9 protein-coding genes are annotated in these 13,748 nt (G+C 66.8%); 3 read left to right on the top strand and 6 right to left on the bottom strand.

Annotated elements, in window-relative coordinates; genetic code table 11:
• Positions 1 to 98: 98 nt before the first annotated feature.
• The 3 genes from AC5Y2L_RS03070 to AC5Y2L_RS03060 all read right to left on the bottom strand — a co-directional run bounded on the left by AC5Y2L_RS03070 (position 99) and on the right by AC5Y2L_RS03060 (position 5,038).
• Positions 99 to 596 carry an XRE family transcriptional regulator gene (locus AC5Y2L_RS03070; protein ID WP_499934368.1) on the bottom strand — a complete coding sequence of 166 codons (498 nt, stop codon included), beginning with the start codon at positions 594 to 596 and terminating at the stop codon, positions 99 to 101.
• Positions 593 to 3,592, bottom strand: a complete 3,000-nt coding sequence (locus tag AC5Y2L_RS03065; protein WP_499934638.1) for an MMPL family transporter — start codon at positions 3,590 to 3,592, stop codon at positions 593 to 595. Before AC5Y2L_RS03065 ends, AC5Y2L_RS03070 begins: the two co-directional genes overlap by 4 nt.
• Positions 3,593 to 3,868: 276 nt before the next feature.
• Positions 3,869 to 5,038 carry a lysylphosphatidylglycerol synthase transmembrane domain-containing protein gene (locus tag AC5Y2L_RS03060; RefSeq protein ID WP_499934370.1) on the bottom strand — a complete coding sequence of 390 codons (1,170 nt, stop codon included), beginning with the start codon at positions 5,036 to 5,038 and terminating at the stop codon, positions 3,869 to 3,871.
• Between the two features lie 127 nt (positions 5,039 to 5,165).
• Here AC5Y2L_RS03060 and AC5Y2L_RS03055 point away from each other — a divergent pair, with 127 nt between their 5' ends.
• Positions 5,166 to 6,374 carry an AI-2E family transporter gene (locus AC5Y2L_RS03055; RefSeq protein WP_499934371.1) on the top strand — a complete coding sequence of 403 codons (1,209 nt, stop codon included), beginning with the start codon at positions 5,166 to 5,168 and terminating at the stop codon, positions 6,372 to 6,374.
• Between the two features lie 11 nt (positions 6,375 to 6,385).
• Here the strand turns inward: AC5Y2L_RS03055 and mmpL3 are convergent, their stop codons facing one another.
• The 3 genes from mmpL3 to trmB form a co-directional block, all read right to left on the bottom strand.
• Positions 6,386 to 9,205 (bottom strand): trehalose monomycolate exporter MmpL3, encoded by a 2,820-nt coding sequence (mmpL3, locus tag AC5Y2L_RS03050; RefSeq protein WP_499934372.1) that lies wholly within the window; start codon positions 9,203 to 9,205, stop codon positions 6,386 to 6,388.
• Positions 9,206 to 9,297: 92 nt separating this feature from the next.
• Positions 9,298 to 10,032 carry an NYN domain-containing protein gene (locus tag AC5Y2L_RS03045; protein WP_499934373.1) on the bottom strand — a complete coding sequence of 245 codons (735 nt, stop codon included), beginning with the start codon at positions 10,030 to 10,032 and terminating at the stop codon, positions 9,298 to 9,300.
• Positions 10,033 to 10,038: 6 nt separating this feature from the next.
• On the bottom strand, positions 10,039 to 10,806 hold the full coding sequence (trmB, locus tag AC5Y2L_RS03040; protein WP_499934375.1) for a tRNA (guanosine(46)-N7)-methyltransferase TrmB: 768 nt from the start codon (positions 10,804 to 10,806) through the stop codon (positions 10,039 to 10,041).
• A gap of 206 nt (positions 10,807 to 11,012) precedes the next feature.
• Between trmB and AC5Y2L_RS03035 the strand changes: the two genes are divergently transcribed.
• Together AC5Y2L_RS03035 and AC5Y2L_RS03030 are read left to right on the top strand one after the other, a co-directional pair.
• Positions 11,013 to 12,059 carry a hypothetical protein gene (locus AC5Y2L_RS03035; RefSeq protein ID WP_499934640.1) on the top strand — a complete coding sequence of 349 codons (1,047 nt, stop codon included), beginning with the start codon at positions 11,013 to 11,015 and terminating at the stop codon, positions 12,057 to 12,059.
• Positions 12,056 to 13,561 (top strand): hypothetical protein, encoded by a 1,506-nt coding sequence (locus AC5Y2L_RS03030; RefSeq protein ID WP_499934376.1) that lies wholly within the window; start codon positions 12,056 to 12,058, stop codon positions 13,559 to 13,561. Before AC5Y2L_RS03035 ends, AC5Y2L_RS03030 begins: the two co-directional genes overlap by 4 nt.
• Positions 13,562 to 13,748: the final 187 nt, after the last annotated feature.

Here is a 13,748-nt window from a genome sequence, read left to right as displayed (position 1 = left end):
CCGATTCCGATATCGCCGGCGATACCGGATTCTCGATCGCGATATGCCCAGCCTTTTTGGTACTGACGTGACGGATGTGACCAGGCGGCCGATGTGAACTAGTCCGTATCGGTGGACTTCACCTTCACGAACCGGTCGGACAACCGGCGCATCCGCACCATCAACGAGGCCGACGGGCTGATGCTGCCGTCGAGGTAGGCGGCCAGGTCCTGCGGCTGGACCCCGATACGGGACGCAAATTCCGGTTCGGCCAAGCCGGAGCGCTCCATGAGCAGGCGCACATGGCGCGCCACCTCGCCACGTTCGTTGGCCTCCAGGTGCATGCGGGCGCGTTCCAGCACCTCCGCCAACGCCTTGGAGATGCCATACGGCCTGGTGCCGTCAAGCACCTCTTCGACCTGGCGGGCTGTGCGGCCATAGGGGTCGCGCTTCAGCGCAGCGGCGATGCGCTTCCAGGTGCCGATATCGCCGCCCTGCATCGCCGAGCGGATCGCGGAGGTGGGCCAGAGTTCCACCGGCTGGTCCACATCTGCGCCGGCAGGTCGTTGTGGGCGACCCGACGAAGGCCCGGGCCGTCGGTCGGCTGCCAACGTCACCTCGCCTCCTCCAACATCGCCACGGCCACCGACAGGCACCGCTGCCTGACCTCTTCCCAGTCCGACTCGGCGTCTGGTTCGGACGTGTGATCATCGTCTAGGTCAGACGGACGTGGATCCGCGAGCCGACGAACCAGCTGGCTGGCCATCCATTGCGGCCTCGAGAACGAGCCGGGTGGTTGACAACAGTAATACCTGTCCATTCCCGCCAGCACCACAGCGGCGGTCTCGGGTTCCATCGTTTCCACCATGTCGGCAAGATCGGCGTAGTCGCGCCGGCTGTTACGGCACATGATCAGGTAGCCCTTGAGGCGCAATGCCTCGGCGCCGGTCGGTACCAGAAGCCGGTCGCCGGTGGGCAACTGGACGTGCGTGGTTTCCACCGGACTGCGCCGCAGGTATTTTGGCCGCTCGTCGGCGCCGGACTCGGTTTCGAGGGCGTCGATGGCGACGGACAGCCGGCCACGCCACAAGGTGACCGGATGCACCCGTCGCGTGCCCCAGGGGATTGTCCAGGTGATGCCATTACGGGAGGCCAGGCCACCGACGAGCTTGCGGGCCGCCGACTTATTGCCGGTCTTCGTGTCCACCGAGACCACCCGCAGTCCGCCGGTGTCCCCGGCGTCTTCGCCCGGCTGGTCTGCCCCCTCCAGGGGATCCTTACTGCCGTTTCGTTCGCAGCCGCTGAAGGCGAGGGGATCGGCCACGCAGATGGCGTCCGGGGCCAGCTGCTTGAGCTTGGCCGCGGATTTGAGCACCATCCGCAAATCCGAACTGGGCGCGACCAACGCCGACATGTCTTCTGGGATGACGACGACGTCTGCAAGGTCCACCTCGGGCAGCGGCCGGTCGAAGTCGACCGACGGCAGCACCCGCAGCATCCACCGAGGCATCCACCAGTTCCATTGGGCGAACATCGCCATCAGGGCGGGAACCAGGACCAGGCGCACCACGGTGGCGTCCACTGCGATCGCCACCGCACATGCGACACCGATCTCGGCCACCAGCGGCATGCCGGCAAACGCGAAACCGATGAACACCGCGATCATGATCAGCGCGGCGCTGGTGATCGTGCGTGCGCTGGTGCTCACCCCGTAGGCGACCGCGTCACGCGTGTTCCCGGATAACAGGAAGCGCTCCCGGATTCGGGCCAGCAGGAAGATCTCGTAGTCCATCGACAGCCCGAACGTCATCGCCAGCACCAGCGGCGGCACGGTGCTGTCGATCGACGTGATATGCGCGAACCCGAGCTGCTCCAGCCATCCCCACTGGAACACCATCACCAGGCTGCCGTAGGCCGCGGCCACCGACAGCAACGTCATCAGCACGCCCTTGAGCGCCAAGAACACCGAGTGGATGGAGAGCAGCAGCATCAGGAAGGCGATCAGCGCGACGAAGAGCAACACCAGCGGCTCGGTCTGGGCCACCCGATCGTCGAAATCCTTGATCAACGCGGTCTGGCCGCCGACGCTCAGCTGAGCCGAATCGAGCCCGGAAACTTGCGGAAGTTGCGTTCGCATCCAATCGACGGTTTCCCGGGCCCTCAAGTCTTCGGGATCGACCGACAACACCGCCGACAGCAGGGCGCTGCCGTTGTCGTCGGCCAATACCGGCGGCGCCACGGAGATCACGTTGGGCGCCTCCGTCATCCGTTGCCGGACGGCGTCGACCGTCGAGCGGTGTTCGGGTGCGGACGCCGTGCGATCGGGGTAGCTGACCAGCACCTGTACCGGACCCAGCGCCCCGGGTCCGAGGGCTTGGCCCGCCGCAGCCACCCCCGAACGGATCTCGTGCGACGAGTCGAACTGGCGCAGCAGGCTGTTGCCCAGCACCATCGACAACGCCGGTGCGGCCATCACGACCAACACCAGCGACGCCGCCAGCGCCGAGATCCACGGCCGGCGCATCACCCAGCCCACCCAACGGGTCCAGAACCGAGACTGGCTGCTCTCCGGCCGGCGCGACCAATGCAGTAGCGCCGACCTCTTGGCGGCTGCCCTCCCGAACGTCGCCAACACCGCCGGCGTCAGGGTGGCAGACGTCAGCATTGCGACCGCGACCGCGAGAATGGCTCCGGTCGCCATCGACTTCAGCGCCGGGGTGTTGATCAGATAGATCCCGGTGAGCGAGGCGACGACGGTCATGCCGGACAACACCACCGCGAGCCCGGAGGTGGCCATCGCGGCGTCTATGGCTTCGTCCGGCTGCCGGCCGGATCGCAATTCCTCCCGGAACCGCATCAGAATGAACAGCGAATAGTCCACGGCGAGAGCGATGCCGAACATCGACACCGTCGAGGTGACGAACACCGACATGGTGGTGTGCATCGACAACAGGTAGACCAAGCCCATGGTGACCACGACCGTGCACACGCCGAGGGCCAGCGGTATTGCCGCGGCAGCCAGCGAACCGAACACCGCCAGCAACACGATCAGGATGATCGGCAGGTTCCACCGTTCGGCTTCGGCGATGTCGTGCTTGGTGTTGGCGGCCGCGGCAGCGCTCAGCGCGCCCTGCCCGATGACGTACAGCCGTACCCGGCCGGTGGGTGTTTGCCCGGCCTGATCGCCCTTGACGCCCACCCGGGCGCGCAGCTTTTTGGCAACGTCGCTGGTGTTGCGGGAGTCCAGGCGCAACGACACCACATACGGCCGGTCGGGCTGCGGGGCACGTTGCGTGGGGTTGGGCACCTCCGTTACGCCCGGAAACTCGGCGGCGATCTGTCGCAGCAACGCGACCGCGTCGTTCATGTCCTGGTAGCTGGCGTCCGCCCGGGGGGCCGCGACCAGCGCCAGCGAAGACGCGCCCTGCTCGTGGTATTGCTGTTCGAGTTGGTCGTGGACCCTGATCGACTGGGACCCGGCTACCTCGAAACCGCCGCCGGTGAGATGTCCAGATTCCGTCAGCGCCAAATAGACCGACGGCACCAATGCCAGCAACCAACCCGAGAAGACCAACCAGCGGAATCTGCGCAGGCTGCGGCTTAGGCGCATCATGAACTGCTGGATTTCGGTCTCCCCATACTTCTCGGGCACGCGTGCAGGCGAGCCTACCGCAGCGTGCTGTGCGATAAGCCGGTTCTGGTGTATCTGAGCTGCGACGACGGTGAGATTGTGCAGAAGTTGCAGAACCGTTGCGAAATCGATAGCAGTCCGAATTCGGGTAGCCACCTTTAGCGAGACTGCAGTCAGGGCGGCCGAATTCGCGAAACCCTAGCCCTGGGCGCAGGTTCAACGCCGTGAGCGCAGGCTCGACGGACCCGAACCGCTTGGCTAGCCCTCGTTCTCGACAGCCTTGGGCGGCGGTACCGGACCCTGTAGCGCGGTGTTCGTCGGGTCGCCGAACGACTCGCTGTCCGGCTGCACAACCGGCAGCGGACCGGTGATCGGGTCGTCGTCGGGATCGCCGACGTTCTCGGTGCGGAACATGAAGAAGAACACCACCCAGCCAATGGCGGCAATCAGCAACCAACTGATCAGCCGATAGATCAGCATCGCCGAAATGGCGCTGGGCAACGACATTCCACTCGACACCAAGCCCGGCACCAGCACTGCCTCCACCACCAACAGACCGCCGGGCATCAGCGGTATCGTGCCCACCGCGCGGGCGGCGGCATAGGCCACCGTCAAGCCCGCGACCGACGCGTGGTCGCCGGCCGCGTAGGCGGCGCAGGCCAGACAAGCGACGTCGGCCACCCAGTTGAACAGCGACCAACTGAATGCCACCGCCAGGTCGCGTCGGCCCAAGCTGACCGACTCCAGTTGCATCAGCGTCTCGCGCCACTTCTCCAGGCCGGTATCGGCGGGCTTGCCGCGAACCGAGTTGGCCCAGGCCAACACCCGGCTGCCGATCCCGTCGATCAGCTCCGGCCGCGACGCCACCGCCTGCGCCAGCAACAGCAGCGCGACAAAGCCGCCCAGCGTGAACAGCAACGAGAACGGGTTGTTTTTCGCTCCCAGGAAGAAGGCGCCGCCCAGCCCGAGCAGGGCCAATCCCACCGCCTGCAGCACGCCGGACATCACCAGCTGCCAGGACGCGACGACGGTCGACGCACCCCAAATCCGTTGCTGGCGAAAGAGGAACGTCGCCGAGAGCACCGGCCCGCCCGGCAGCGTGGTGCTCAGCGAGTTGGCCGCGTAAAAGGCCGCCTCCGACCGCCATTGCTTGACATGCACCCCGGCGGACGCCAACAGGGTGCGCTGTATCTGCGCGAAGCTGTGCATGGACGCGGCCGCAGCCAGCACCGCGACGATCAGCCACAACCAGTTCGCTTCGTACAAGCTCATCCACGCCTTGGCCAACTGGTCCCACCCCAGGGCCACCTCGACCGCGAGCACGATCGCGACGATGCCCAGGACCACCCAGCGCACCCACCAGTATTTGCTGCGCGGCGCGTCCGAGCGCTGGGGCCGCAGGCTGCGGGCCGGGGCGTCGTGCGACACGTGAATTAGGGTAACCGTGCTGGTAACGGCTACATCGACGCGCATTTCCGACTGTGTCATGGTCGTGACCGGATCGTGCCGGCCGAGAAGGCCTCGGCACGCCTGCCGCGACAGCTAGGCTTGCCCGATGTCGACACATCTCGACGACGCCTCAGTTGAACCCCTGGTCCGCAAGGCCGCGGCCTGGGCGTGGCGTTTGCTGGTCATCGTTGCCGCGGTGGTCGTCCTGCTCTGGGTGCTGAAAAAGCTGGAAATCATCGTCGTGCCGGTGTTGCTGGCCTTGATGATGAGCGCCCTGCTGGTGCCGGCGGTCGACTGGATGGACCGCAAAGGCCTGCCCCGAGGTCTCGCGGTAGCGCTGGTTTTGCTGGCGGGATTCGCGGTCTTGGGCGGCATCCTGACGTTCGTCGTCACTCAATTCATCGTCGGCCTGCCCGATCTGACCGAACAGATCAGTCGCAGCATCGATACCACCCGCAAATGGCTGATCGAAGGCCCGCTTCATCTCAAGGTCGAGCAGATCGACAATGCGGGCAACGCCGCCATCCAGGCGCTGCACAACAACCAGGCCAAGCTGACCAGCGGCGCACTGTCCACCGCCGCCACCATCACCGAACTGATCACCGCGGCCGTCCTGGTGCTGTTCACGCTGATCTTCTTCCTGTACGGGGGACGAAACATCTGGCAGTACGTCAGCAAGATCATCCCGGCCGACGTCCGCGACCGGGTACACGAGGCGGGCCGGGCCGGATACGGCGCGTTGACGGGATATGTGCGGGCCACGTTCTTTGTCGCCCTGACCGACGCGGCCGGTGTCGGGGCCGGTCTGGCGATCATGGGTGTGCCGCTTGCCCTGCCGCTGTCCTCTCTGGTGTTTCTGGGCGCCTTCGTCCCGCTGATCGGGGCTTTGGTCTCCGGCTTGCTGGCGGTGGTTGTGGCCCTGCTCGCCAAGGGCGTCGTCTACGCGTTGCTGACCCTTGGCCTGCTCATCTTGGTGAACCAGCTGGAGGCGCACGTGCTGCAGCCGCTGGTGATGGGTCGCGCCGTCTCGATTCATCCGCTGGCGGTGGTGCTGGCTATTTCCACCGGCGGTGTGCTGGCGGGCATCGTCGGCGCGCTGCTGGCCGTTCCGACGGTGGCCTTCCTCAACAATGCGGTCCAGGTGCTGGTGGCCAAGGATCCCGAAGCCGCAGCGGAAAAACAGATGGAAGATGAAGAGGTGTCGGCGATCGTCCAGGCGAAGCCGGACAATCCCGAGGACAACGCCGGCGAGGACAAAGACACAACAGACGCAGCCGACAACGCCAAGGACGACGCCGAGACCCGCGCCGAATGAGTTCGGGTGTCTTACAGCCGTCCCTCACGGCGCAGCAACTCCTGCGCTGACACACCACCGCCTACTCGACGACGCGGGCGCGCCTTGTCGGTCTCGCCTCGGGCGTTGAGCTTCTCGGTCGCGGCCTCGGAGTCGTCGGTCTCGGATCGCATCACCGGCAGAGCGGCGGTGGGGTCGGCCGGGTCGCCGTTGTTCTCACCGGATTGGTTCGACGGGGTCGGGATGCGCTGAGTTCGGTCCGCGGACGGCGGCGATCCCGCCGGTCGTGTGGAGCGCGGTGGCGTCTGGCCCGCCGTCGGCATCTTTCCGGTCGCCGCCCCGGACGGCACCTCCGTGACGGTAGGCGACGGAACCTGCTGGGCCGACCGGGGCTCGGGCCGGGGACCTGAGGCCACCCGCGTGGGTCGAGGTGGCTCGGGCACACCCGGGTGCGTGGGGTCGTGATGCGGCCGCTGCGCCTGTGCGGCCACTGCGGCCGCCGTGACGGGAGGTCGCACGGCGCGGCCGTCCAGGGTTGGGCGCTTGTGCTCGTCGGGCAGGTCGATCTCTCCCAGCCCGATTCGGTTCTGCAGGCGCCTGGCCCACCGCGGAGCCCACCAGCAGTCGTCGCCGAGCAACTTCATCACCGACGGCACCAGGAACATCCGGACCACGGTGGCGTCCAGCAGCAGCGCCGCCATCAGGCCGAAGGCCAGGTACTTCATCATGACGAGGTCGGAGAACACGAACGACCCGGCCACCACGGCGAGCACCAGGGCCGCAGCCGTGATGAGGCGTCCAGTGGTCGCGGTGCCGATCCGGATGGCCTCGGCCGTGGACATGCCGCGCTCGCGGGCCTCCACCATCCGGGACACCAGGAATACCTCGTAGTCGGTGGCCAGGCCGTAGCCGACCGCCACTACCAGGGCGATCACCGGCGCGGTCAGCGGGGTAGCCGTGAAATTCAGCAATTTCGAGCCGTGCCCGTCGACGAAGATCCACGTCAAAATGCCCATCGTCGACCCGAGCGTCAGCGCGCTCATCACCGCCGCCTTGATCGGCAGCACGAACGAGCCGAACGCCAGGAACATCAGCACCAGGGTCGCGCCGAGCAGCACGACCAGCATCGCCGGAGCCTTGGCGAACAGGCTGTGGATCGAATCCTGTTCCAGCGCAGGGGTACCGCCGACGAAGACGGACAGACCCTTGGGCGGCGTGATCGACCGTAGCTCGGCGATCTTCTTGGCGGCTTCGTTTCGGACCACCAGGCCGTTCTGGATCACCCGGACGGTGTTGTCCTCGGGATGGCTTGTCCCGTTGGGTCCCGCGGCACACGGGTTACCGGCCACGATCGGGCAGGGCCGTTCGTCCCACTGGTCCTTGGTGAACCCGCTGATCCCGGCGATCTTGCTGCGGATGTCGGCGACCTGCTGGTCGGTGACCGGGGCGTGGTTGTCGCTCTGGATTACGACGGTCAGCACCTCGGTGCGATACCCAGGGAAGAGTTTGTCGAACTGTTCCTGCGCCTGGCGGACGGAATTGTTCGGCGGCAGGTACTTCTCGCTCATACCACCGAGTTTCAAATTGCCCAGTGGGATGACCAACAGGATCATGCCGACCACGATCGGGATGGCAAACACCAACGGGCGCCTCATCACCCAGTTCACCAGCTTGCCCCAGAACCCGGCCTCGACCTCTTCGCGCGTCTTCGTCTTCTGCAGCCGGTCGGCCAGCCAGTTCAGGTAGGCCCGCGACACCTTCCAGTTGCGCAGGAAAGGTACCCGGAAGGCGGTGCGGACGCCCAGCGCGTCGACGTGGCGACCCAGGATCGCCAGGCAGGCGGGCAACAGCGTGATCGACAGCAGCGCCGCCAGTCCCACCGCGGCGATCAGCGCATAGGTCAGCGACTTCACGAAGCCCTGCGGCAACATCAGCAGGCTGGCGCCCGAGGCGATGATCAACACCGCGGAGAAGGCGACCGTCCGCCCGGCGGTCATCACGGTGCGTCGTACCGCGGCCTCGGTGTCGTAGCCTTCGGCGATCTCCTCGCGGAACCGGCTGACCACGAAGAGCCCGTAGTCGACGGCGATGCCGAGGCCGATCAGCGAGACGACGGGCTGCGCGAAAAAGTGGACCGGGCCGAAGAACGCGAGGAGGCGCAGGATGCCCAGCGAACCCGCGATGCTCAATCCACCCACGATGACCGGCAGACCGGCCGCCACCGCGCCGCCGAACACCAGGAACAGCACCACGGCCACCAGCGGCAGGGCGAGTACTTCCATGCGGCGCTGGTCGGTGGCGATGGTGCCGGTCAACGCCTCGGCCACCGGTTCCAGCCCGGCGAGCTTGACGGTGCCGCCGTCGAGCTTCTGCAACGCCGGCGCGATGGCCTTGTAGTTGTTGAGAATGGTGTCGTCGTCGTTGCCCTTCAGCGGGATGCTGACGAAGGTGTGCTTCTTGTCCCCGGTCGCCATCCCCTTGATCAGCGGGGGCGCGTCGGCGGGATTCGGCAGCGCCACGTAGCCGGCCCAGCCGAGAACCTGGTCGGGGTGGTCGTCCTTGAACTTGTTCAGCTCGTCGACGATGTGCTTACGCCAGGCGGGGTCGTCGACGGTCTTGCCGTCGGGAGCTGTGAAGGTGGCCACGATGTGGCCGGTCCGGTCCCGGCCGTAGACCTTGTCGCCCAGGACCGAGGCCTTGACGGACTCACTGCCCTCGTCGTAGAAGCCGCTCTGCGTGACGTGCTTACCCAGGCTCATGCCGAAGATGCCGCCGCCGAGGCACAGAGCGACCATGACCCCGATTACGATGAACCGGTAGCGGTACACAGTTCGACCCCACCAGGCGAACACGTGAACTCCTTACTGGATCTCTAGCGACCCGAGCCTTGCCGTCAGGTTTTCGGTTTTAAACATGCCGGCGGTTTTCCACCGCACGTCGGTTTTCACACACGCGCGGTCAGCAGCGAAGCAAGCGGCCGGAACGGCTGCAGCCAAGCGCCCTGGTCAGGCAGCGAATCCAGGCCGATTCGCGGCAACGGCTCCCGGAAAACACCCGCGATATCTTCCAGGTCGACGAACTCCAAGGTATCCGACGCTAACGCCCAACTGGCATGTTCACGAAATCCGATCACCTGCACCGCGACCCCGGAGCGTGCGATTTCTTCCAGCGGCTGACGGAAAGCCTGACCGTCGGCGGACGCCACCACCAGCGCCGCAAGGCCCTCCCGGTGTCGTTGGGCGATGTGCTGCAGCATGTCGCGGTCGACGTCACTGTCCTCGTCGATCTTCGGTTTGGCAAAGACCGCAAAACCCACGTTACGTAAGGCGTCCACCCACGGTCGAACGACTTCGGCGCTGCCCGGTGCGATGTTGGTGAAGACGGTCGCCTCGGGCTCGACGACTTCGCCCGGGCGGCCCGCGGCGACGTCGGCGGTACGGGCCAGCAGCCAACGGCCCAGCGCGTCGAAACGGGGACGCTCCACGCCGGTCGGACGCCGGCCCAAGATCGCGCCCAGTCCCATATCCAGGTTCGGCGCGTCCCACACCAGCAGCACCCGCCGGATCGGGGCGGCTGCGCCGACGAAGCCGGTCAGTCCGTCCTCGGACGGCAACGAGGACGGAGTCACCTGGGGTGGCTCCGGTGTTGCCGGTGCGGCGGCTTCTTCTGTCACGCTCATGGTCATCTAGTTCTCGCGCTTCTTCCAGATCAACTCGACGACGGCACTGCCGACATCCTGTGCTTTCGTCTCGTATTTGGTAGTGGGGCGAACGACAGAGATCGGCAGGTTGCCTCCGGCATCGACGCGGCGCAGCTGGGGTTCGGCGTCGCCGACCTCGGCGATCTGCTCGGCGTAGCCGGAGTGGTCGGTCGCAACGTGCAGCACACCACCGGGGCGCAGCCGATCGCCGATCAGAGCGAGCGTCGCCGGTTGCAGCAACCGGCGCTTGTGATGACGCGCCTTCGGCCATGGGTCGGGAAAGAACACCCGAACACCGGTCAGCGAAGCAGGCGGTATCAACCGCTGCAGCACGTACACCGCCTCGCCGCGAATCAACCGGATGTTGGTCACTTGCTCACGGTCGATCGCGGACAACAATTGCGCCAGCCCGCGCCGATAGACTTCCACCGCGATCACGTCGATGTGCGGCTCTTCGGTCGCCATGGCCAGCGTCGAAGTGCCGCTGCCAGAGCCGATTTCGAGCACCAGCGGCGCATCGCGGCCGAACCAGCCGCGGGTGTCCAACGGGCCATCCGGGTGGGTGCCCGTCCCCACCGACATACCCAGCTGCGGCCATAGCCGCTCCCAGGTCTCCCGCTGCGCGTTGGACAGTGCGGCACGCCGGGCCCTGAATGCAGTGACCGGTCCGCCAGGTAGGACTTCTTTTCCGGATGAGACATAGTGCCCGGCGACTCCGTGCTCGGAGGTTTCCACGCCGGGTTGCGTATGCATTTGTCCATCGTGGCCCATGAACGGGCGATGTAGCCGCACCTGGTCCAGATTGATACCCAACAGTTGCGTATAGCTGGTAACAGATCGGCGGTTGACTCGCATCTGCGGGCCACTAGTGTCACGATGCGCTTGCGAAAGCGCTCCGGGAACGGTCGGATCGAGCTGACGGGACGAGGGACAGGGGACGCCAGATTTTCGTCGATGAGCTGGTGCGATTTGCTGCCGAGGTCGCTGACGAGCGGGTGACGACGATCGCCGAGGCTGCCGCCGCGCCGCTGCGCGTAGCGGTCCGTGGACGCCGGAAAGTGGGTTGCACCACCGTCGCGCGGGCACTGAATCGCTGTGGCGATGCTTCGGGTATCCGCGCCGGCGAAGCCGACGCCCAACCGGATGTAGTCGTGCACGTCATCGCGGAGGTGGTCAAACCCGAGGACTCCGAAGCCATCGCCGCCACCTCGGCTGAGCGTCCGGTGTTGGTGGTGCTGAACAAAGCCGACCTGGCCGGTTTCGCCGGAGCCGGTCCGATCGCCGCGGCGCGGGCCCGCTGCGTGGTTTTGGCGGGACTGCCGGAGCTGCGTGGGATACCGGTGGAGCCGATGATCGGGTTGCTGGCCGCGCCTGATGACCTGGACCACGCGGTAACCGCCCTGCGCGGGCTGGCCGGCCCCGCCGGCACGGCCGTGCTGACGGAGCTGTTCAACGGCTCCTTCGACGGGTTTCTGGCCGTGGGTTCTCCGGTGCCGATGGAGGACCGGCTGCGATTGCTGAACTCCCTCGACCTGTTCGGCACCGCGCTTGCCGTCGCGGCGGTTCGTCGGCGCTCCACGGTCGCTCAGCTGCGGGCCTTGCTGCGCCGGGTGAGCTGCGTCGACGCCGTCGTCGCCGAGATCAATGCCGTCGGCGCCGAGGTGCGCTACCGGCGGGTCCTCGATGCCGTCGCCGCGTTGGAGGCTCTCGCCGTCTGCGAGGGGCGGCGACTGGGGCAGCGGATCGGCCAGTTCCTGGCCCACGACGACACCGTGGTGGCCCGAATGGCGGACGCCGCCGACCTGGCGGACGCCGGTGGGTTCGCCGTCGCGCCGGAAGCCGGCGCGGCAGCCGGACCTGCCGCGCACCTGTCGCGGGCGGTGTGGTGGCAGCGGTACAGCGAAAGCCCCCTCGTGACCGACGTACACCGGTCCTGCGCCGCGGACATCGCCAGAGGGTCGCTTCGGCTGTGGTCACAGGCCTGCGTGCCGGAGGTGGGGAAGTGAGCGAAACGGCTCACGACGATCCGGTCGGCCAGGTCGATGCGCTGGTGGCGGCGATCGGTCCGCGGCTGGGTGCGCCCGCCATCCACCGCCGCGACGTGGTCCTGGTAACCGGTCCGTGGATGGCGGGGATCAGCTCCGTCGCCGCCGCCCTGCGGGAGCGGCTGCCGCAGCACAAGTTCGTCGAGTCGACCGATCTGGGCCCCGGTGACGCCCCGACGGCCGTGGTGTTCGTGGTTTCCGCCGCGGCCGAGCTGACCGAATCCGACTGCGCCCTGCTCGACGCCGCCGCCGAGTGCACCGATGCCGTGATCGGGGTGGTGTCGAAGATCGACGTCCACCGCACCTGGCGCGACGTGCTGAACGCCAACCGCGACAAGCTTGCCGCGCACGCGCCGCGCTACGCCCGAGTGCCCTGGGCCGGGGTCGCCGCATTGCCCGAGGTCGGCGAGCCGCGGGTCGACGAGCTCGTCGGCGCCGTGGAAAGAAAACTCGCCGAATCGGACGTCGCACGCCGAAACAGGTTGCGGGCGTGGGAATCCCGGCTGCTGATGGTGGCCAAGCGGTTCGATCGGGACGCCGAGGGCGCCGGTCGGCAGGCCCGAGTGGATGCACTGCGCGAGCAACGCAGTTCCGCCCTGCGCCAACGCCGGCAGTCGAAAACCGAACAAACCATCATGCTGCGCGGCCAGATCCAGCAGGCCCGCGTCCAGCTGTCCCACTTTGCCCGCAACCGGTGTTCGTCGGTGCGCGGTGAACTGCAAGAGGACGCCGCGGGGGTGGCTCGGCGCAAGATGCCCGACTTCGAGGCCTATGCGCGCGGCCGGATCAATGAGGTGGTCGCCGAGGTCAGCGAAGGGACCGCCAAACACCTCGTCGACGTGGCGCAGGTGATGCGGGTTCCGCTGGAGCTGCCGCCGCTGGAGAAGCTGCCCGAAGTCGAGGTGCCGGCCGCACCGCTGAAATCGCGGTGTCAGGAAACGTGGCTGATGGTGCTGTTGGGCGTCGGATTCGGCCTCGGGGTGGCGCTGACGCTCAATCGCTTGCTGGCCAGCGTGACGCACCGGCTCTCGCCGGGCCTGGCTCCGTGGCTTGCGGTCGCCGGGTTCGCGGTGTGCCTGGTGGTCGGGGTGGCGGCCACGGTGTCGGTCGTGAACATCCGCGGCCTGCTGCGTGACCGCGCCGCGCTGGACCGCTGGGCGGGCGAGGCGACGGAGTCGCTGCGGTCGGTGGTGGAGGAATTGGTCGCCACCCGGGTGCTGATGGCCGAGACGTTGCTGAACACCGCGCTGAGTGCGCGCGACGAGTCCGAGAATGCGCAGGTGGCCGACCAGGTCAACGCCATCGACACCGAATTGCGCGAATATGCGATCGCCGCGGCCAGGGCCGCCGCGCTGCGTGACCGCGAGCTGCCCACGGTGCAATCGGCGCTGGAAGCGGTACGTGCAGAACTCGGCGAAGCGGGTATATCCAAACCCAAGGGCCCCGCTGAGACCCCCTCTTAGCTGGGCCTCGGACAACGAAAAAGGCACAATTTGCGGGCAATCATGACGCTTCTGAATCGTTGTTGTGAGAAGGCTTATACCCGCCCGTGCCTGTCACGACAAGTTGCTCACGATAACCTGTATGTAAAGCTTCACCGGTTGAACCTGTTGTGTGGGCCTTTGCATGCTTCACCAGAAGTGCCATACG

It is taken from the genome of Mycobacterium sp. NGS66 (assembly GCF_059812225.1).
This window is presented reverse-complemented; position numbering and strand designations above follow the sequence as displayed.

Bases quoted from the DNA above. Each gene is read 5' to 3' on its own strand.
- trmB (WP_499934375.1), bottom strand. From the start codon at position 10,806: ATGCATACGCAACCCGGCGTGGAAACCTCCGAGCACGGAGTCGCCGGG.
- AC5Y2L_RS03065 (WP_499934638.1), bottom strand. From the start codon at position 3,592: ATGATGCGCCTAAGCCGCAGCCTGCGCAGATTCCGCTGGTTGGTCTTC.
- AC5Y2L_RS03045 (WP_499934373.1), bottom strand. From the start codon at position 10,032: ATGAGCGTGACAGAAGAAGCCGCCGCACCGGCAACACCGGAGCCACCC.
- AC5Y2L_RS03055 (WP_499934371.1), top strand. From the start codon at position 5,166: ATGTCGACACATCTCGACGACGCCTCAGTTGAACCCCTGGTCCGCAAG.